Origin of the sequence: Laribacter hongkongensis DSM 14985 (assembly GCF_000423285.1) — a bacterium.
Taxonomy (GTDB): Bacteria; Pseudomonadota; Gammaproteobacteria; order Burkholderiales; family Aquaspirillaceae; genus Laribacter; species Laribacter hongkongensis.
Genome location: NZ_AUHR01000006.1, coordinates 117543 through 137654, shown reverse-complemented (window position 1 = coordinate 137654; position 20112 = coordinate 117543). Strand labels below are relative to the sequence as shown.

At 62.7% G+C, this 20112-nt stretch carries 17 protein-coding genes; 7 read left to right on the top strand and 10 right to left on the bottom strand.

Annotation, left to right across the window (positions count from 1 at the left end; all coding sequences use genetic code 11):
* The first annotated feature begins 84 nt into the window (after nucleotides 1-84).
* A complete protein-coding gene (gene aceK, locus G542_RS16285) occupies nucleotides 85-1869 on the top strand; it encodes a bifunctional isocitrate dehydrogenase kinase/phosphatase (RefSeq protein WP_051189976.1) in 1785 nt (594 codons plus the stop codon).
* Between the two features lie 66 nt (nucleotides 1870-1935).
* Nucleotides 1936-2610 carry a pseudouridine synthase gene (locus G542_RS0107630; protein WP_012695860.1) on the top strand — a complete coding sequence of 225 codons (675 nt, stop codon included), beginning with the start codon at nucleotides 1936-1938 and terminating at the stop codon, nucleotides 2608-2610.
* Here G542_RS0107630 and G542_RS0107625 read toward each other — a convergent pair.
* Both G542_RS0107625 and mutS read right to left on the bottom strand, forming a co-directional pair.
* On the bottom strand, nucleotides 2595-3023 hold the full coding sequence (locus G542_RS0107625; RefSeq protein ID WP_012695861.1) for a hypothetical protein: 429 nt from the start codon (nucleotides 3021-3023) through the stop codon (nucleotides 2595-2597). The two genes, G542_RS0107630 and G542_RS0107625, sit on opposite strands and share 16 nt — an antisense overlap.
* Before the next feature lie 204 nt (nucleotides 3024-3227).
* On the bottom strand, nucleotides 3228-5777 hold the full coding sequence (gene mutS, locus G542_RS0107620; protein WP_034985283.1) for a DNA mismatch repair protein MutS: 2550 nt from the start codon (nucleotides 5775-5777) through the stop codon (nucleotides 3228-3230).
* Nucleotides 5778-5902: 125 nt separating this feature from the next.
* Between mutS and G542_RS0107615 the strand changes: the two genes are divergently transcribed.
* Nucleotides 5903-6154, top strand: coding sequence for a DUF2798 domain-containing protein (locus tag G542_RS0107615; RefSeq protein WP_012695909.1), 252 nt, complete (start codon nucleotides 5903-5905; stop codon nucleotides 6152-6154).
* Here G542_RS0107615 and G542_RS0107610 read toward each other — a convergent pair.
* Nucleotides 6148-6618, bottom strand: coding sequence for a DUF1841 family protein (locus tag G542_RS0107610; protein WP_012695910.1), 471 nt, complete (start codon nucleotides 6616-6618; stop codon nucleotides 6148-6150). The genes G542_RS0107615 and G542_RS0107610 overlap by 7 nt on opposite strands.
* Before the next feature lie 74 nt (nucleotides 6619-6692).
* On the opposite strand from G542_RS0107610, the gene G542_RS0107605 reads away from it, so the two are divergent.
* Complete coding sequence (locus G542_RS0107605; protein WP_012695911.1) at nucleotides 6693-7187, top strand: glutathione peroxidase; 495 nt, start codon at nucleotides 6693-6695, stop codon at nucleotides 7185-7187.
* A 198-nt stretch (nucleotides 7188-7385) separates the two neighbouring features.
* Here the strand turns inward: G542_RS0107605 and trmB are convergent, their stop codons facing one another.
* Both trmB and G542_RS16280 read right to left on the bottom strand, forming a co-directional pair.
* Nucleotides 7386-8066 carry a tRNA (guanosine(46)-N7)-methyltransferase TrmB gene (gene trmB / locus G542_RS0107600; RefSeq protein WP_027823810.1) on the bottom strand — a complete coding sequence of 227 codons (681 nt, stop codon included), beginning with the start codon at nucleotides 8064-8066 and terminating at the stop codon, nucleotides 7386-7388.
* Between the two features lie 38 nt (nucleotides 8067-8104).
* Nucleotides 8105-9061, bottom strand: coding sequence for an NAD-dependent epimerase/dehydratase family protein (locus tag G542_RS16280; RefSeq protein WP_373279779.1), 957 nt, complete (start codon nucleotides 9059-9061; stop codon nucleotides 8105-8107).
* Nucleotides 9062-9116: 55 nt separating this feature from the next.
* Here G542_RS16280 and G542_RS0107590 point away from each other — a divergent pair, with 55 nt between their 5' ends.
* The gene (locus G542_RS0107590) at nucleotides 9117-10142 is read left to right on the top strand and encodes a CDP-6-deoxy-delta-3,4-glucoseen reductase (RefSeq protein ID WP_012695914.1); all 1026 of its coding nucleotides are present in this window, start codon (nucleotides 9117-9119) and stop codon (nucleotides 10140-10142) included.
* Nucleotides 10143-10278: 136 nt separating this feature from the next.
* Nucleotides 10279-11607: an amino acid permease gene (locus tag G542_RS0107585; protein ID WP_027823809.1), complete on the top strand. Its 1329-nt coding sequence runs from the start codon at nucleotides 10279-10281 to the stop codon at nucleotides 11605-11607.
* 63 nt (nucleotides 11608-11670) lie between these two features.
* On the opposite strand, the gene G542_RS0107580 is transcribed toward G542_RS0107585, so the two are convergent.
* From G542_RS0107580 to clpB, 5 genes are all read right to left on the bottom strand, one after another.
* On the bottom strand, nucleotides 11671-12810 hold the full coding sequence (locus G542_RS0107580) for a porin (RefSeq protein WP_012695916.1): 1140 nt from the start codon (nucleotides 12808-12810) through the stop codon (nucleotides 11671-11673).
* 144 nt (nucleotides 12811-12954) lie between these two features.
* Nucleotides 12955-13887, bottom strand: a complete 933-nt coding sequence (ctlX, locus tag G542_RS0107575; RefSeq protein ID WP_012695917.1) for a citrulline utilization hydrolase CtlX — start codon at nucleotides 13885-13887, stop codon at nucleotides 12955-12957.
* Nucleotides 13888-14045: 158 nt separating this feature from the next.
* A complete protein-coding gene (locus G542_RS0107570) occupies nucleotides 14046-15530 on the bottom strand; it encodes an amino acid permease (RefSeq protein ID WP_027823807.1) in 1485 nt (494 codons plus the stop codon).
* Nucleotides 15531-15645: 115 nt separating this feature from the next.
* Nucleotides 15646-16206: an adenine phosphoribosyltransferase gene (locus G542_RS0107565; protein ID WP_027823806.1), complete on the bottom strand. Its 561-nt coding sequence runs from the start codon at nucleotides 16204-16206 to the stop codon at nucleotides 15646-15648.
* A 167-nt stretch (nucleotides 16207-16373) separates the two neighbouring features.
* Entirely contained in the window at nucleotides 16374-18947 is a 2574-nt protein-coding gene (gene clpB / locus G542_RS0107560; RefSeq protein WP_012695920.1) for an ATP-dependent chaperone ClpB, read from the bottom strand.
* A 286-nt stretch (nucleotides 18948-19233) separates the two neighbouring features.
* On the opposite strand from clpB, the gene G542_RS0107550 reads away from it, so the two are divergent.
* On the top strand, nucleotides 19234-20088 hold the full coding sequence (locus G542_RS0107550; RefSeq protein ID WP_027823804.1) for a DMT family transporter: 855 nt from the start codon (nucleotides 19234-19236) through the stop codon (nucleotides 20086-20088).
* Nucleotides 20089-20112 lie beyond the last annotated feature (24 nt).

Below are 20112 nucleotides of genomic sequence, written 5' to 3'. Positions count from 1 at the left end.
TCCTGTCCAAGCGACTGATTGACCGACAAAAATAATCCGAACTGCAAAAGGAGCGCCCGGGCACACGGGCGGACAGAGGGCATGATGGGAATTCCGGAGGAAAACAACCCGGTGGCACGCGAGATTGCTCAGGCGCTGCTTGACGGCTTCAACAAGCACTACGGTCTATTTCGTGCCTGTTCGGTACGAGCCAAGACCTTTTTTGAAACCGGTGACTGGCAGGCGATGCAGCAGGCCATTCGCGACCGTATCCAGTTTTACGATGACCGGGTACAGGAAACCATCCTGCGGCTGCGGCACGAATTTCATGCCGAACTGCTGGATGACGATATCTGGGCACAGACCAAGTTCAACTACATCGGTTTGCTGACCAACCATCGGCAGCCGGAGCTGGCCGAGACTTTTTTCAACTCGGTGTTCTGCCGCGTGTTGCACCGCGACTATTTCAACAATGATTTCATCTTCGTGCGGCCAGCGATCAGCACGGAATACATCGAGGCCGATCCGCCGACCTATCGCAGCTACTACCCTGCCGAACTGGGATTGCTGGCGACCATCCGCCGGATCGTGAAGAGTTTTGGCTGGCAGCGGCCGTTTGCACACCTGTCCCGGGATCTGCTGCATGTCCTGCGCATGGCCAAGGCATTCCATGGCGGGACATGGCCCAAAGCAGAGGCCAATTTCCAGATCCAGGTGCTCAACTCGGCGTTTTACCGCAACAAGACGGCGTATGTTTTTGGCCGGGTACTGAACGGTGGACAGGTCTGGCCGTTTGCCATTCCGGTTCGCCACGATGCCGGCGGCCGGCTGTATCTGGACACGGTCTTGCTGGAAACCTGGCGCATCGGTGTGCTGTTCAGCTTCAGCCGGGCCTATTTCCTCGTGGACATGGAGGTGCCGTCAGGCTATGTGCAGTTCCTGCGCAGCATTCTGCCGACCAAGACGCGCGCCGAGCTGTACACCATGCTGGGCCTGGCCAAGCAGGGCAAAAACATTTTTTACCGCGACTTCATCCACCATTTGCAGCATTCCCAGGACACGTTTGTCATTGCTCCGGGCATCCGCGGGCTGGTGATGCTGGTGTTTGTCCTGCCGTCGTTCCCGTACGTGTTCAAGATCATCAAGGATGTGTTCGGGACGACCAAGGACATCGATCGGGCCACCGTGCAGCAGAAATACCTGCTGGTGAAGCAGCATGACCGGGTCGGGCGCATGGCCGACACACTGGAGTTTTCCAATGTCGGTTTTCCTGCCAGCCGCTTTGATCCGGCCTTGCTGGCCGAAATCCGTGAGCTGGCACCGTCCATGCTCGAAGAAGAAGGCGACAACATCATCATCCGGCACCTGTACATCGAGAGGCGCATGAAGCCGCTGAACATGTATCTGGACGAGGCGACACCGGAGCAGAAGGCGCATGCGGTGCAGGAGTTCGGCAATGCCATCAAGGATCTGGCCACTGCCAACATCTTTCCGGGAGACATGCTGTTCAAGAACTTTGGCGTGACCCGGTACGGGCGAGTGATCTTCTACGATTACGATGAAATCGAGTACATGACCGATTGCAACTTCCGGGAAATTCCCGAGGCACCCACTCCGGAACTGGAGATGGCGGCCGAGCCGTGGTATCCGGTGGCACGCAACGACGTGTTTCCGGAAGAGTTTGCCCGCTTCCTCCTGGGAGATCCGGATGTCCGGCGCGAATTCCTCAAGCATCACCGTGACCTGCTCAGCCCGCAGTTCTGGCGTAACAAGCAGACCCGCATCCGGGCCGGCATTCTGGACGATTTCTTTCCCTATCCGGAAAGCCTGCGCTTCAGCAACCAGCCGTGGTACCGGCTGCCACGGCAAACCGCACCGGTCATGGCCTGATTGCCGGGCATGGCCGGAGAAGGGGCTTTCGCGTAGAGTGCCCGTTTTTCCCGCTTGCCCGTCGCCATGCCCCGTTTGATCCTGCTGAACAAGCCGTTTGATACCATCTGCCAGTTCAGCGCGAGCCCGCCGCATGCCACGCTGGCTGACTGGGTGCCGGTCGCCGGTGTGTATCCGGCCGGGAGGCTGGATACTGACAGCGAGGGGATGGTGCTGCTGACAGATCATGGTCCGCTTCAGCACGCCATTGCCCACCCGGCTGCCAAGGCACCAAAAACCTACTGGGTGCAGGTGGAGGGAACACCGGAGGCAGAGCAACTGGAGCAGTTGCGGCAAGGTGTGGATCTTGGGGATTTCGTGACGCAGCCGGCATCGGTGCGGATTTTGCCCGAGCCGGAGCTGTGGCCGCGCCAGCCTCCTGTGCGTTTTCGCAAGACCGTACCGACGCACTGGCTGGAGATCATCATCAGTGAAGGCAAAAACCGGCAGGTGCGGCGCATGACGGCCAAGGTCGGTCTGCCGACCTTGCGGCTGGTGCGGGTGGCTGTCGGTTCGCTGAAGCTTGGGGAGTTGCAACCCGGAGAGTGGCGGGAGATTGCCAAGGGTGAGCTGCCTGCCGTATGGCAGCAGGCCTGGTCGCAGACCGCAGCGCCCAAACCACACAGGGCGCCGCAATCATCGCGCGCGCCCCGGTTCAAGAGTACTGGTGCAGGCCGGACGGCTCGTCAGCGGCCGAAATAGACCACCGGGCCGGTACTGGTCAGGCCAAGATGGAAGCGCTCGTCCATCTGGCGGGCGGTGCCGTGCGCTTCGCATTCCAGCGCGCGCAGCAGCTCGAATTCCACTTCCACTTCCTTGAAGTACTGGGCCAGCTGGATGTCACAGCAGATTTCTGCATCAATCAGGTCGGCTTCGGGGTGACGTCCTCCGACAACCATGTTTCCTTCTTCCGTCCCGGTGAATTCGATGGCCGGAGGCAGGCTGATACCGGTGAGCGCAATGCGTTGCATGGTCGCGCGCTGGAAGCGTTCCAGACTGCGCATGGCCTTGGCGCGGATGTCGGCAATGGTCAGACCATCCTGGGTGTGTGAGGTCGCGATCAAGCGCGACCACGTTGCCTGATCGTTGCTCTCCCGTGAATGCAGCATGTTCATCGGATACTCCTCAATTATTCGTAGAAGGGGCGTGTCTGGAAGGTTTGGTGCCGCTCAATGTCGGCCCGGCGTCTTGTAATGTTGCCATTCGCTGATGGCATGGATTTTTGTGCGCCGGTATTAATAACCATCGATTTACCAACAATCGATGGAGCCAATATAGGTCATCTTTTTCTGCCAGTGGGGGGAATTTGTCACACTTTCTCAAAAATGCTTTTTCATGCGGAACAGCCAGTCAAGAGCCTCGCGCGGACTGAGCATTTCCGGGTCGAGTTCGGCAAATGCCTCGACCAGCGGGTGTGGGGTGGATGCGACGTTTGGTACCGGTTCCGCCGGCATCATGAAGAGATCTGGTCCCTGACCTGTCGCCGCTTGGGTCTCCAGTTCGGCCAGCTTGCGCCGGGCGTCGCGGATGACCGGTGCCGGCACGCCTGCCAGTGCAGCCACCTGCAAACCGTAGCTCTGGCTTGCCGGGCCGTCATCGACATGATGCAGGAAGACGATGCGGTCCTTGTGCTCCATCGCTGACAGATGCACGTTGGCCACCATCGGATAATCGGCCGCCAGCCGGGTCAGTTCGAAATAGTGCGTGGCAAACAGAGTATAGGCCCGGTTCTTTTCAATCAGGCGACGGGCAATCGCCCAGGCCAGTGCCAGACCGTCAAACGTACTGGTCCCCCGGCCCACTTCATCCATCAGCACCAGACTCCACTCGTTGCTGTTGTGCAAAATGTTGGCAGTTTCGGTCATTTCAACCATGAAGGTCGACCGTCCGCCGGCCAGATCGTCCGATGCGCCGATCCGGGTGAAGATGCGTTCCACCCGGCCGATCTGTGCCTGGCTGGCCGGGACGAAACTGCCGATGTAGGCCAGCAGGACAATCTGGGCCACCTGGCGCATGTAAGTGGATTTGCCGCCCATGTTGGGGCCGGTCACCAGCAGCAGCTTGCGGTCCGGTGCCAGCTGGGTGTCGTTGGCGACAAAACGCTCGACCTGCGCCTCGACCACCGGATGGCGGCCGGACTGGATGCGGATTTCGGCGCTGCGCGTCAGGACCGGGCAGACAAAATCCAGGGTCGCGGCGCGTTCGGCCAGCGTCGCCAGAACATCCAGGCTGGCCAGTGCCCGGGCCAGTTTTTGCAGCGCCGGAACGTGCGGTGCCAGCGTATCGAGCAGCGTTTCCCACAAGGCTTTTTCCAGTGCCAGTGCCCGTTCGCGGGCCGACAGTGCCTTGTCTTCAAAAGTCTTGAGTTCCGGCGTGATGTAGCGCTCGGCATTCTTGAGCGTCTGCCGGCGGCGATAATCGTCCGGAACCTTCTCGCTGTGGACCCGGCCGACCTCGATGTAAAAACCGTGCACCTTGTTGTATTCGACCTTGAGGGTGCTGATGCCGGTACGTTCACGCTCGCGTGCTTCCAGATCGGCCAGAAAGGCGCTGCAATCGGTCTGGATGGCGCGCAGCTCGTCCAGTTCGGCGTGGTAGCCGGCGGCAAACACTCCGCCATCCCGCACCATTGCGGCCGGCTCCGCCGCAATGGCCTGTTGCAACAGTGCTGCCAGCGGACTGTCTTGCGGCAGGGCAGCATCCAGCGTAGCCAGCAGCGGATTGCCAAGGCCCGCCAGCACGGCCTTGACCTGCGGCAGCTGGGCAAGGCTGGCCCGCAGGGCCGCCAGGTCACGCGGACGGGCGCTGCGCAGTGCCACACGCGACGTAATCCGCTCCACGTCGGCCACCGGGTCCAGCGCCAGATGAATGTCTGCGTGACAGGCCTGCAAGGTGGCAATGGCCTCTTGCCGGGCCCGCACGGCGGCGGTGTCACGCAGCGGGTGATGCAGCCATTCGCGCAAGAGCCGGCTGCCCATGCTGGTGACGCAGCGGTCCAGCAGCGAGAGCAGGGTAGGAGCCGCTTCGCCGCGGATGGTTTCGGTCAGTTCCAGGTTGCGGCGCGTGGTGGCATCAAGGTCGAGGTACTGGCTGGCTTCTTCGACACTCAGGCCGACAACGTGCGCCAGTTCGCCCGACTGGGTGCTGCGGGCGTATTCCAGCAGGGCACCGGCAGCACCGGTGGCCACGCTCAGGTCAGCAGCACCAAAGCCGGCCAGGTCCTGCACGCCGAAGTGGCGGGCCAGCCGTTCACGGGCGCTGGTGACGTCAAAGTGCCACGGTGGCAGCCGGCGCACCGGTACGCCGGTCTGCTGGAGCTGCCGCGGCGCAAAGCCGTCGTCGGCAACCAGGAGTTCGGCCGGTTTCAGGCGCTCCAGCTCGGTGCCCAGCCGCTCGGCCTCGGTTTCCAGTACGCGGAAATCACCGCTGGCGAGCGACAGGCTGGCCAGGCCCAGCCGGCCCTTGTGGAATGCCAGCGCCACCAGCCGGTTTTCCTGCTTGTCGTCGAGCAGGGCAGCATCGGTCAGCGTGCCCGGTGTCACCACCCGCACCACCCGCCGCTCGACCGGCCCCTTGCTGGTGGCCGGATCACCGATCTGCTCGCAGATGGCGACGGATTCGCCCAGTTTCACCAGCCGGGCCAGATACTGCTCGACGGCGTGGAATGGCACGCCGGCCATGGGAATGGGCTGGCCGGCCGACTGGCCGCGGGCCGTCAGCGTGATGTCCAGCAGGCGGGCGGCCTTTTCGGCATCGCCGTAGAACATCTCGTAGAAGTCACCCATGCGGTAAAACAGCAGCGTATCCGGATGGTCGGCTTTCAGGGCCAGATACTGCTGCATCATGGGAGTGTGCGCGGGTGTGGTCATGTCAGGAGAAGGCTGGGCGTGCATGGGCGGCGATTATACCGGGCAGGGGCGGGATTCTTTACCCTTTGATCTGGCAGATAAATTGACTAACATGCCAAGCCGTCTGTCCGTACGATCTGGTTGTCATGAACGATTTGCGCCGCTCGCGGCTGATTTTTTCCCTGCTGATGTCGTTCAGCATGTCCACTTTCATGACCCTGTGGGTGACCTGGCTCAATCTGGGCTGGGTGCCGGAGTTTTTCGAGCGCTGGTCGCATGCCTTTCTGGCAGGCTGGCCGGCAGCCTTCGTGATCACCCTGTTTGTCGCGCCGGCCGTACAGCGGGCCACCGCCTGGGTCAACGGCTGGTTTTCCCGCCGGCAGTCGGCCCGCTACTGAATCTCGTCCAGCCGTTGCAGGTTGAACTGCTCGGCCTCGCCCAGCTTGTCGCGCAGGATGTTGAGATAGACGTTCGGGTCGGGAAAACGTCCTTCGCGCTGGGCGCGCCAGAGCATTTCGGCCATGCCGTCCATCGCTTCGTGCTGGGCGGTGTGGCGGCTGCCGTGACGCTCGGCCAGCGCGGCCAGTAGCGCCCGCACGCCCGGCGGCTGGTCGATCGAGCATTGCTCGTCGATCGACAGATGCATCATCAGGTGCAGGAAAGGGTTGGTCTGGCCCTGCTCCGGATGCCAGTCCTGCTCCAGATAGCGTTCGGGCTGGCGCAGGTGTTCATGGTATTCCGGATGGTCGAGCATGATGGCTGCGGCCAGACGCTCCAGATCGGTCAGGGGCTGGCCGGACTGCTGTTTTTTCCACGTGTCGAACAGAAAACGACGGGCGTCGTCACGGCTGGGCTGGAACATGCTGCACACTCGCAAAAACCTGAGTAAATTGCTGGGGATTATAGCGGCACACCGCCCGCGAGAGGAGAAGCAGCATGACGACCGTGTATGATTTTTCCGCCACCCGCCTGGATGGCAGCGAGCAGTCACTGGCCGATTACCGCGGCCAGGTGCTGCTGATCGTCAATACCGCCAGTGAATGCGGTTTTACGCCGCAGTACGCCGGCCTCGAATCCCTGTACGGGCAATACCGGGACCAGGGATTCAGCGTGCTCGGGTTTCCGTGCAACCAGTTCGGCGGGCAGGAGCCGGGCGACAGCGAAGCCATCGGCCAGTTCTGTTCCACGCGCTTTCATGTCACTTTTCCGCTGTTTGCCAAGGTCGACGTCAACGGCGCCGGTGCGCACCCGCTGTACCGTCATCTGGTCAAGGCCCGCCCCGGCATCCTGAACACCGAGGCGATCAAGTGGAACTTCACCAAATTCCTGGTCGGTCGTGATGGCGAAGTACTGGCGCGTTATGCCCCCACCACCCGTCCGGAAGAACTGGTCGCCGACATCGAGGCAGCGCTGGAGCAGCCCGGCAGCTGAACCGGCCGTTGTCTTGAGGAGACCTCGGGTGCAGCAGGCCCGCTGCACCCGAGCCTGTGTCATGTTGCCGGCCTGTCCGGCCCGGAGAAGTCATGAGCGGAGCCGGCAATGCGGCCCGGGTGAGGCGCGAGCATGCTCCGCGTAACTTTTGTGCCGGAGCAGGTCCAGGGGACGGAGTGATCCGTCCCGGCAGTGGTTTCAGCGGCGGGTGAACACCAGGTCCCACACGCCGTGGCCGAGCCGGATGCCGCGCTGCTCGAACTTGGTCAGCGGGCGGTAGTCCGGGCGCGGCGCGTAGCCGTCGGTCGTGTTGGCGAGGGCCGGGCAGGCCGACAGCACTTCCAGCATCTGCACGGCGTAGTCTTCCCAGTCGGTAGCCAGATGCAGGTAGCCGCCGGTTTTCAGGCGCGATACCAGCAGTTCGACAAAAGCGGGCTGGATCAGCCGGCGCTTGTTGTGGCGCTTTTTGTGCCACGGGTCGGGGAAAAAGACGTGGATGCCGTCAAGGCAGCCGGCCGGCAGCATCTCGCGCACCACTTCCACTGCATCATGGCGGATCACCCGGATGTTGGTGAGCCGGTTTTCGCCGACCAGTTTGAGGAGGCTGCCGACACCGGGGCCGTGGACCTCGATGCCGAGGTAGTCCTGTTCCGGGTGGGCGGCGGCAATGGCTGCCGTGGCCTGACCCATACCAAATCCGATTTCGAGGATTCTGGGTGCCGTGCGGCCGAAAGCCTGTGCAAGGTCGAGCGGCTGGCCGGTGTAGTCGATGCCGAATTGCGGATAGAACGTGTCGAGGGCGCGTTGCTGGGCCGGGCTCAGATGGCCCTGGCGCAGCACGAAGCTCTTGATGTGTCGCTGGAAAGCGGGATTGTCCATAAGGCGGGCAACAAGCAGAAACGCGGAAGGGCGCGATGTTACCCGTCTGTCCGGGCGGCGGCCAGCAGCCGGGCGCGGGCGGCAGGCGAGAGCGTTGCCAGCAGGGCTGCCACACCGGAAACCTGCGGCGTCCAGGCCAGTTCTTCGTGGATGCGGCGACAGTCCAGCTGGCGGGATTCCCGCAGGAACGACCAGCGTAGCGGGCCGACAACGGCTTGCAGGTCGGCAGCCGGCAGGCGCGGAACACGGGGCAGGCCAAAGGCATCGGCCACGAGGTCAAGCCGGTCGCCGCCGGGCAGGGCATCGTGGTCGCCGAGGTTGTAGCAGCGGGTTCCGCCTCTGCGGCGGGCCAGGGACAGCACGCAGGCCCGGGCGAGATCATCGGCGTGCACGTGGGTGTGCAGGCTGTCTTCTCCGGGCAGGAGGGCAGGAATGCCGGCGAGGATGCGGGCCAGCGGCAGGCGCTCGGCGGCATGGATGCCGGGGGCGCGCAGCAGGGTCAGGCGCAGGCCGGAGCGCTGTGCCAGCCGGCGCCAGACCTGCTCGGCATCCAGCCGGCGGCGGGCCCGTGCCGACCCGGGGGCGGGGCGGCGGGTCTCGTCAATGGACTGGCCATGACAGTGTCCGTAAACGCTGCTGGAACTGATATAGGTCAATGACTGTGGTAAACTCGACCGCTTTTTCAGCATGTTAACTACATGGCGTACCCGTGCATCCACATGGCCTTGCGGTGCGGGCGGCGCGGTGTACAGCAGGTGGCTGGCCGCGATGCCGGCAAGTCGCCAGAGGGTGGCCGGCTGGTCCAGGTCGCCGACAATGACTGCGGCGCCGAGGGTCCGCCACTGGCGGGCGGCCTCTTCCGTGCGGACCAGTGCCCACACCCGGTAGCGGCGGGCCAGCACAGGCATGGCGCGCCGTGCGATGTCTCCGGCGCCGATGACCAGCAGCCGGGGCCGGCGGGAATGACGACAAGGATGCGAAGGGCGGTTTGTCAAAACGATTGCGTGCAGTCGTTCTGACAACACGTCCGTACCAGGATATGGGGATCATATGCCACAAGTGACTTTGCAGCCGAGCGGCCACGGTTTTCCGGCCGACACTCATGAAACCGTGCTGGAGGCTGCACTGCGGCACGGCGTCTGCCTGCCCTACGGCTGCCGCAACGGGGCTTGCGGAGCCTGCAAGGGCCGGGTGCTGTCAGGCCAGGTCAGCGAGCGCGCCTTCCAGGCGCATGCCTTGTCCGAGGCCGAGCAGCGCGAAGGCTACACCCTGCTGTGCTGCGCCGAACCGCAGGGCGACGTGACCATCGAAGTGACCGAAGTGCCGTCCACCCAGACCATCCAGATCAAGACCCTGCCGTGCCGGGTGGAATCGATTGCGCGCGTTCATGATGTCGCCATCCTCAAGCTCAAGATTCCGGCCGCCGAGCGGCTGCTTTTCCGTGCCGGGCAGTACATCGATATCCTGATGAAAGACGGCAAGGCCCGCAGCTTCTCGCTCGCCAATGCGCCGCATGATGACGCCCTGCTGGAACTGCACATCCGGCACATGCCGGGCGGCAGCTTTTCCGAATACGTCTTCACGCAGATGAAGGAAAAGGAAATCCTGCGTTTCAAGGGGCCGCTGGGCAGCTTCCATCTGGACGAAGATTCCTCCCGCCCGGTCATCCTGCTGGCCAGCGGTACCGGTTTTGCCCCGGTCAAGGGCATCGTCGAACACGCCGTGCATGTCGGCAATTCGCGTCCGATGGTGCTGTACTGGGGCGCCCGCCAGCGCAACGACCTTTACATGTACGAACTGGCCGAACAGTGGGCGCGTGAACTGCCGTGGTTCTCGTTCGTGCCGGTGTTGTCCGAACCGGCTGCCGCAGACAACTGGACCGGCCGCAGCGGTCTGGTGCACCAGGCAGTGCTGGACGATTTTGCCGACCTGTCGGCGCACGAGGTGTATGCCTGCGGTGCTCCGGTGATGGTGGAGGCCGCGCACCGCGCCTTTACCGGCGAGCGCGGACTGCCGGGCGAAGCATTCCATTCCGACGCCTTTTTCCTGTCGACCGACAACAAGGCCGGCAAGTAAGCCTGCTGTCGGGCCTCTGGTCTGTTACGGCCGGTCGAGTGACCGGCCGCCGGCTTTTTTCATTGCCTTCCTATGTCCGGGAAACGAAAGTGAAACAGGGCTCGCCCTCAAGATTCAGTAAATAAGGAAATTCTTTATGACTAGGAAGAAACAGGGCCTTGGCCTGTGGATGTGCATCGCACTGGTGTGCGGCAACATGATCGGCTCCGGTGTGTTCCTGTTGCCCTCCTCGCTGGCCCCGTATGGTGGTCTGGCCATCATCGGCTGGGTGCTGACGGCGATTGGCGCCGTGCTGCTGGCACTGGTGTTTGCCGGGCTGACCCGTTCCATGCCGCGCGAGGGCGGGCCGTATGGCTATACCCGCGATGCCTTCGGCGACTTTGCCGGTTTCTGGATTGCGTGGGGCTACTGGATTGCCCTGTGGGTGGGCAATGCGGCGATTGCCGTGGCGTTTACCAGCTACCTGTCCGGTTTCTTTCCGGTGCTGGCCAGCAACCACTGGGCCGGTGGCGGCACGGCGATCGCGCTGGTGTGGTGCGTGACCCTGATCAACCTGCGCGGGGTGGAAAGCACCGGACGCATGGCGGTGATCACCACGATCATCAAGCTGCTGCCGCTGCTGGCGATCGCCACCATCGGCCTCTTGTGGTTCAACCCGGACAACCTGGTTTTCAATCCGGGCAACAAGCCGGTCGGCGACAGCATCAGCGCCGTGGCAGCACTCACGCTGTGGGCGTTTCTGGGTATGGAATCGGCCTCGGTGCCGGCCGGTGATGTGGAAAACCCGGAAAAAACCATCCCGCGCGCCACGATCATCGGCACCCTGCTGGCGGCAGTGGTGTATATCGGCGTGACCGTGGCCGTCATGGGCGTGCTGCCGCACGATGTACTGGCCAGTTCGCCGGCACCGATGGCCGACGCCGCCCGGGTGATGTGGGGCGACTGGGCTTACGCCGCCGTGGGTCTGGGTGCCGTGGTGTCGTGTCTGGGCGCCATCAACGGCTGGTCGCTGATGCCGTGCCACGTTTCGCTGGCTGCTGCACGCGACGGACTGTTCCCGCGCCAGTTTGCCCGCCTGAACGGCAACCGTGTGCCGGCGTGGGGTCTGGTGGTGTCGAGCAGCTTGATGACGCTGCTGCTGGTGCTGAACTACTCGGGCAGCAAGGGCATGGTGGAAATCTTCAACTTCATCATCCTGCTGGCCACCATGACCACGCTGCTGCCGTACGCCTTTACTGCCGTGGCCGAGCTGATGTTCATGGCCCGCGGCCAGATGCCGGCCACGGGTGCCGGCCGGCGCATCGTGATTGCCTCGCTGGCCTTTGTCTATGCCGTGTGGGCCCTGTATGGCTCGGGTGCCGAAACGGTGCTGTGGGGCGTGATCCTGCTGATGCTGGGCCTGCCGGTGTATGTGTGGATGGCCAAGGAAAAGCGCGAAGCGGCCGAGGCCGAACTGCGTGGCTGAAGCGTAACCGAACAACAAAAACCGCCGGGATGACCGGCGGTTTTTTCATGCACGGACGGTGGATCAGAAGCTGTGGCTGATGCCCAGGCCCACGGTCGACTCGCGCTCGGTGCCGGCCACGTCGATGGCGCGGTCGTACTTGACCTGGCCGTACGACAGATAGGCGTTGGTACGCTTGGAGAGGGCGTAGTTGGTGCCGACGACGAACATGTTGTAGCCGGAGTTGTCCAGCGTTTCGCCGTTTTTCTTCATGTTCCAGCCGTGGCCGTAGGAGATGCCCGGCGTCCAGTTGCCGATGGTGTACTGCACGGTGAGTTCGGCTTCCTGGGTCTTGTACTTGTCCGGGGTGTTCTCGAATGCCTGGTTGGTACCGGCCCAGTAAGCGGCAGCCGGCCAGATGTTGCCACCGTAGCCCTTGGTTTCCTGGTAACCGACGGCCACGTACAGGTTGTTGGCGTTGTAGCTGGCTTCGAAGCGGTTGGCATCCTGACGGCCGCTGACCGGATTGCCGTTGATGGCGTCAAGCCGCTGGTTCTGCTGGGTCAGGTAGCTGTAGGCCGCAGTGTACGGGCCATAGGTATAGGTCAGGCCGACGTTGGCGGTGTTCTGCTTTTTCTTGCCGACTGCATTGGTGCCCGGCTCGTTGAAGCCGTAGAGGGCAGCAAAGCTGAAGCCGCCCCAGTCACCGCTCCAGGCCGGGCTGTCATAGCGGATGGCCTGGTTCACGCGGCTGTCCAGACGGGTGAAGATGAAGCTGCCGTTGACGTTGGTGTTGTTGTCGTAGGTCCACGGATCGACGAATTCCATGTTGGAGTTCGGATAGTTGCTCAGGCGGCCGAGGCGGATCTTGCCCCAGGTATTCGATTGCAGGCCGACGAAGCTGTCGCGGGTGGCAAAGGTATTGCTGGCTCCGCCCGGAGTCTGGGTGAAGTCGATGGCCTGTTCGATCTGCCAGATGGCCTTCAGGCCACCGCCCAGGTCTTCGTTGCCGCGAAAGCCGATGTGCGAACCGGGACCGCCGGCGTTGTTGATCTGGGTGAGGGATTTGGTCGGCACGCTGCCGATGGCTTCGCCGGAGCTGGCCGCCGTGGCGCTGCTGGTCTTGGTATTGGCGATTTCAGCCGTGATCTTGCCGTAGATTTCCACATCGGCCATGGCGGCCGCCGGCAGGGCGGCAATGGCGATTGCGAGGATTTTTTTCATGATGTTTCCTTTCGTGTGTGACGCAGGGGCAGGGTGTTACCCGTGTCGGCCCGATGGCGATGTCAAAAAAATATGAAAAATGATTGACAACCGGGCAAAGAAATCGGCCGGTGTTCTGGCACGGGCCGATTGCCGCAACCGGGCTCAGAGGAAGATTTCGGAGATCATGCAGCGCACCGAACCACCGCCGTATGTCTCGATGGTCTTGACGTCAGGCGAAATGATCTCGCTGGTTTTTTCGATGACGGCACGCTGCTCCGGCGTCAGGCAGTCGTAGGTAGCCTTGGTCATGATGGTGAAGCGCTTGCCGTCAGCATTGCAGAGCTCGATCTCGTTGCCGGCAAAGTTGTTGATCTGGTCTTCGGTGACGTCGATGATTTCCTTGCCGTCACCCTGAAGCTCTTTCACCAGTGCCGCGCGTTCGGTGAGGTCGTCGATGGCCGACAGGCATACCACGGCAAAGGCTTCACCCAGTGCCATCATCACGTTGGTGTGGTAGATGGCAGCGCGCTTGCCCTCGTAGGTCTGGAATCCGTGGAAAGCCACCGGCTTGAAGCCGAATTCCTTGCAGAACTTCTTGAATACATCCTCGTCACAACGCGGCGACAGGCAGGCATAGGCCTTCATGTTGACGCGGTCGAGGATCATGGCGCCGGTGCCTTCCAGAAACTTGCTCTGGGCTTCGTGGGCCGGACCGTAGTTGCTGACCTTGAGCTTGTCGTGACCGATCAGGTCGACCAGTTGCCCCAGGAACTTCAGGCGTTCGTGGCGGCGGTTCGGTGCCCACATCGGGCACAGCATCAGATGGCCGCCTTCCATCGATACGAACCAGTTGTTCGGGAAAATGCTGTCCGGCGTATCCATGACCTGGTTGCTGTCCTGCAGGACATGGACGGTAATCCCCTTGCTGCGCAGCAGATCGACCATGGCATCGAATTCGATCAGCGCCTTGGCTTGTACCACGTCACGCTTTTCGCCAAGGTTTTTCTGGAAGAAGTCATTGGCGGCGGTTTCGGTATCGAAGTAGAACGACACCGGGCGAACCATCACGATCTGGTTCGTAATCTGTTTCGACATGGAATGTCTCCTCGGGTAAGTACCATGCTGCCGGAGCCGGATGTCTCGCTTTTGCGACAATCGGGCGGTTTGCCGGCAACCTTGCCTTTGTTTTGGTACTTCCCTTCGCCAACCCCAAGCCCGGACAGACTAGCGGTAGACGAACGGTCGTAACGGCATCAGTTTGTGGTTTTTTTGCAACGATCGGGCAGGGGCATGTCTTCGTAGCGCACGAAGCGGCAGCGGTGCTTCCAGCGGTAGCCCAACCAGACCGCCAGGTAGACCGGAATGCCGATGTAGGTGGCGATGATGCCGTTCCAGTTGATATGGGAGGCGAAGAACGCTTCGTAGTTCTGCCCCAGCACCACTATCAGGCACAGGGTGAAGGCAAAGAGCGGCCCGAACGGAAACCAGCGGGCGCGGTAGGGCAGTTCGTCCAGCGAGCGCCCCTGGGCCAGAAAGCCCTTGCGGAAGCGGTAGTGCGAAATGGCGATGCCCAGCCAGGCGATGAAGCCGCACAGCCCGGTCAGGTTGACGAGCCACAGGTAAACGCGCTGGTCGCCGAACAGCGAACTGGTAAAGCACAGCGCGCTGACTGCCGTGGTCAGCAGCAGGGCCGGTACGGGCACGCCATGGCGGCTGACGCGGGCAAAGATTTTCGGTGCCTGTCCCTGCATGGCCATGGCGTGCAGGGTGCGGGTGGAGGCATACATGCCGGAATTGCCGGCGGACAGGATGGCCGTCAGGATGACGGCGTTCATGACCGAGGCCGCCGCCGGTACGCCGGTTGCCTGCAAGACCAGGGTGAACGGTGACACGGCGATGTCCTTGACGCTGGATTGCAGCAGGCGCGGGTCGTTGTACGGCAGCAGCAGGCCGATCATGATGATCGACAGGACGTAGAAGATCAGGATGCGCCAGAAAATCTGCTTGATGGCCTTGGGAATGGTGCGCTGCGGGTCCTGTGCTTCGCCGGCGGTAATGCCGACCAACTCGGTGCCCTGGAAGGAAAAGCCGGCAATCATGGCCACGCCGATCAGGGCGCCGGTGCCACCGACGAAGGGCGCCTGGCCGATGGTGAAATTGTGCAGGCCGGCCGGCTGCGAATCACCCACCCAGCCGTAGAGCATGGCCGTGCCGATCAGCAGGAACACCACCACGGCCATGACCTTGATCATGGAAAACCAGTATTCCCCTTCACCGAAACCCTTGACCGACACGATGTTCAGCAGCACGAAAATGCCGAGGAACAGCAGGCTCCAGAGGGTGCCGGGTACATCGGGAAACCAGTACGCCATGACGATCTGGGCTGCCACCAGCTCGACGGCAATGGTGATGGCCCAGTTGAACCAGTAGTTCCAGCCCTGGGCAAAACCGAAGGCCGGGTCGACGAAGCGTTCGCTGTAGAGGGTGAACGAGCCCGACTCGGGCATGTAGGCGGCCATTTCGCCTAGGCTGGTCATCAGGAAGAACACCATCAGGCCGATGACCAGATAGGCCACGACCGCCCCGCCCGGTCCCGCCTGGGCCACCGAGGCACCGGACGCGATGAACAGGCCGGTGCCGATGGCACCGCCGATGGCGATCATGGTGAGGTGGCGGGCCTTGAGATTGCGTTGCAATCCTTCGGCGGTGGTGGCTGACGGTGGAAGGGGGAAAGACATGTCCGGCCTTTGGCATGATCACGAAAACTCTTTCAAGTTAGGTCGTGACAGCCCGTTTGGCGGCCGGAAGGCCTGGCAGGGCCCGGGCGGCAGGGTTTCCCGGACAGACGGCAGCTTACAGGCCGGCGAAATCGCAGACGGTGAACAGCGGAATGCCGGCGTCACGGATGTGCTGCGAGCCGCCGAGTTCCGGCAGGTCGACGATGGCGCCGGTTTCGATCACGTCGGCACCCAGGCGCTTGAGCAGCTTGACCCCGGCCATCATGGTGCCGCCAGTGGCGACCAGATCGTCGATCACCACCACCCGCTGGCCCGGCACGCAGGCATCGGCGTGGATCTCCACCGTGGCACTGCCGTATTCCAGTTCGTACTCTTCGGCGATGGTGGCGTAGGGCAGCTTGCCCTTCTTGCGGATCGGCACGAAGCCGACATTGAGCTCGTAGGCGATGACCGAGCCGAGGATGAAACCGCGTGCGTCCAGCCCGGCGATCAGGTCGATCTGCTGGTTCATGTAGCGGTGCACGAAGATGTCCACCAGCACCCGGAAGGTCTTGGGGTCTTGCAGCAGCGGCGTGATGTCGCGGAACTGCACACCGGCGTGCGGCCAGTCGGGCACGGTGCGGATGTGCGAGCGGATATAGTCGGAATAGGTGGTGTCGTGAAGCGTGGAAGGCATGGTCGGGTCCTGCGGATGCCGCACGGGGCAACGCGGCGGGTGGCAAATCGAAGGGGCGGATTGTGCAATAACTGCGGGCCTTCGGCCACGGTTGTTGTGTAATCGCCGGTGACGGCCCGAAAAAAGCCGCCGGTCGCAACCGGCGGCACAGGCCCGGGCGGGCGGAATCAGGCAAAGACGATGTCGCCGTCCTTGACGTCCACCACAATGGCGGATTTTGGCGGGTATTTGCCGGCGAGGATGGCGCGGGCCAGCGGGTTTTCGATCTCGTTCTGGATCGCCCGCTTCAGCGGCCGGGCACCGTATACCGGATCGAAGCCGGCTTCGGCCAGCTTGTCGAGCGCGTCGTCGGTCACTTGCAGCGACAGTTCCAGCTTGTCCAGACGGGCTTCCAGCCGCTTGAGCTGGATTCGGGCAATGGCGCGGATGTTGGCCTGGTCCAGTCCGTGGAACACCACCACTTCGTCGATGCGGTTGATGAATTCCGGGCGGAAATAGCCCTTCACCTCGTTCATCACCGCCAGCTTGATCAGGTCGTAATGATCCCCGGCCATGCTCTGGATCTGCTGGCTGCCGACGTTCGAGGTCATCACCACCACGGTGTTCTTGAAGTCTACCGTGCGACCTTGTCCGTCAGTCAGGCGGCCGTCGTCGAGCACTTGCAGCAGCACGTTGAACACGTCCGGATGCGCCTTTTCCACTTCGTCGAGCAGGATGACGCTGTAGGGCTTGCGGCGCACCTGTTCGGTCAGGTAGCCGCCTTCCTCGTAGCCGACGTACCCCGGCGGCGCGCCGATCAGGCGGGCCACCGAATGCTTCTCCATGTATTCCGACATGTCGATGCGGATGAGATGATCCTCGCTGTCGAACATGAATCCGGCCAGTGTCTTGCACAGCTCGGTCTTGCCCACCCCGGTCGGGCCGAGGAACAGGAAGGAACCATACGGCTTGTTGGGGTCAGCCAGCCCGGAGCGGCTGCGGCGGATGGCGTCGGCCACCACGCGCACCGCTTCGTCCTGCCCGACCACGCGCTGGTGCAGCACGTCTTCCATGTGCAGGAGTTTTTCGCGCTCGCCTTCCAGCATCTTGCTGACCGGAATGCCGGTGGCGCGGCTGACCACTTCGGCGATTTCCTCGGCGCCGACTTCGGTTCGCAGCAGGCGGTTCTGGCCCTTGCTGCCTTCGCCGGCCTCGGCGGCCTTCAGGCGCGATTCGAGTTCCGGCAGCTTGCCGTACTGCAATTCGCTGGCCTTGCCGAAGTCACCACGGCGCTTGGCGTCCTCGATCTGGCTGCGCACCTTGTCGAGTTCGTCCTTGATCGACTGGCTGCCGACCACCTGCGCCTTTTCCGCCTTCCAGATTTCGTCCAGATCGGCGTATTCCTTCGAGAGCTTGCCGATTTCCTCCTCGATCAGCGCGAGGCGCTTTTGCGAGGCTTCGTCGGTTTCCTTCTTGACCGCCTCGCGCTCGATCTTGAGCTGGATGATGCGGCGGTCGAGCTTGTCCATCGATTCCGGCTTGGAGTCGATTTCCATCTTGATGCGGCTGGCGGCTTCGTCGATCAGGTCGATGGCCTTGTCCGGCAGGAAGCGGTCGGTAATGTAGCGGTGCGACAGCTCGGCAGCGGCCACGATGGCCGGGTCGGTGATGTCGACGCCATGGTGGATTTCGTATTTTTCCTGCAGGCCGCGCAGGATGGCGATGGTGTCCTCGACCGAGGGCTCGTTTACCATGACTTTCTGGAAGCGGCGCTCCAGCGCGGCATCCTTCTCGATGTACTTGCGGTATTCGTCGAGCGTGGTGGCGCCGATACAGTGCAGCTCGCCGCGTGCCAGCGCGGGCTTGAGCATGTTGCCGGCGTCCATGGCGCCTTCGGCCTTGCCGGCACCGACGAGGGTGTGGATTTCATCGATGAAGATCAGCGTCTGGCCTTCGTCCTTCGACAGTTCGTCCAGCACGCTCTTCAGGCGCTCTTCGAATTCGCCACGGAACTTGGCGCCGGCCAGCAGCGCGGCCAGATCCAGCACCAGGAGGCGCTTGTTCTTCAGTGATTCCGGCACCTCGCCGTTGACGATGCGCTGCGCCAGCCCTTCGACGATGGCGGTCTTGCCCACGCCCGGCTCGCCGATCAGCACCGGGTTGTTCTTGGTGCGGCGTTGTAGCACCTGGATGGCGCGGCGGATTTCGTCGTCGCGGCCGATGACCGGGTCGAGCTTGCCTTCGCGGGCACGCTCGGTGAGGTCCAGCGTGTATTTGGACAGGGCTTCGCGCTTGCCTTCGGCGTCGGCGCTGTTGACAGTTTCGCCGCCGCGCACGGCATCGATCGCGGCAGTGATGGCTGCTTTCTGGCCGCCATACTGCTTGAGCAGCTGGCCGGTCTGGCCCTTGTCGTCGCAGACGGCGAGCAGGAAGAGTTCGCTGGCGATGAACTGGTCGCCGCGCTGCATGGCGGCCTTGTCGGTGAGGTTGAGCAGATTGCCCAGATCACGGCCGACGGTGACTTCGCCGCCGGTGCCGCTGACCTTGGGCAGGCGGCGCATGGTGTCTTTCAGTGCGGTCTTCAGACCGCCGACGTTGACACCGGCGCGAGCCAGCAGTGCTCCGATGCCCGAGTCATTATCGTCAAGCATGGCCGCCAGAAGATGCACGGGCTCGATGGTCGGGTTGTCTTCGGCCAGGGCAAGGCTCTGGGCGTCGCTCAGGGCTTGCTGGAATTTGGTGGTGAGTTTGTCAATCCGCATGACAGCCTCCTGTTCGAAATGGATGGTTTTCCACTACATGGGTGACAGGAAAACGCTTTTCAAGGCCTGGCAGATCAAAGCCGGTGCAGCTCCGCTGTGCGGTGTTGCCTTCGCCCGGCGGCACGGGAGACCGGATGGGGATGCGGCGTTTTTCATGGCCCCGGGAAGCGCGGGGATGGGTGCTGGCATTATTTTTGTCTGACAGCCGGCGTATCCCCTCGACATGGCGGGCGCAAGTTTTTATAGTCCGCTGCCTTGCCCTTTTTTACGCAACTTTCCCTTTATCATGTCTTCTTTGCATCTGGCCCGCCTGCTGGCGCTGGCAGCCATTTTCATCTGGGCGTCATTAGCGGCGCTGGGAGTGAAACTGGCGCATCTGCCCCCTTTTTTGCTGGTGGGGCTGACGCTGGCCGCGGCCGGAATCGCGAGCCTGCCGACCCGCCGCAGCTGGCGGGTGCCGGCCCGGACTTTTGCGCTGGGGACTGGCGGATTGTTCGGCTATCACTTTTTCCTGTTCCTGGCCTTTCGCAATGCGCCGGCGATCGAAGCCAACCTGATCAATTATCTGTGGCCGCTGCTGATCGTGCTGTTGAGTCCGTTCCTGTTTCCAGGGTTGCGGCTGGGCCTGCCGCACATCATGGCCGGTTTTGCCGGCTTTGTCGGTGCGGCACTGGTGGTCAGCAAGGGACGGCTGGCATTTGAGGCAGATTATCTGCAGGGTTATCTGGCAGCGGTCCTGGCGGCCTTCCTGTGGGCCGGTTATTCGCTGGCAACACGCAAGCTGCCGCCGTTTCCGACTGCGGCAGTGGGCGGATTCTGCCTGGCGTCCGGCGCGTTGTCGCTGCTCTGCCATGTGCTGCTGGAACCGCTGGTGATTCCGGCGTGGGGTGACGTGCTGTGGGTGCTGCTGCTGGGGCTGGGGCCGATGGGCGGGGCGTTTTTCCTGTGGGACCGGGCGATGAAACTGGGCGATCCGCGCGAGATCGGCCTGCTGTCATTCCTGACACCGCTGCTGTCGACCCTGTTGCTGGTGGTCAGTGGTGGCGGGCGGCTGGACCAGTGGACACTGCTGGGCGGCGGGCTGATCCTGGGGGCAGCACTGGTCGGGGCCTTGGCGCCACCATCTAGGCAGACGGCATGAAACAAAAAGCCGGCTTCACTGAAG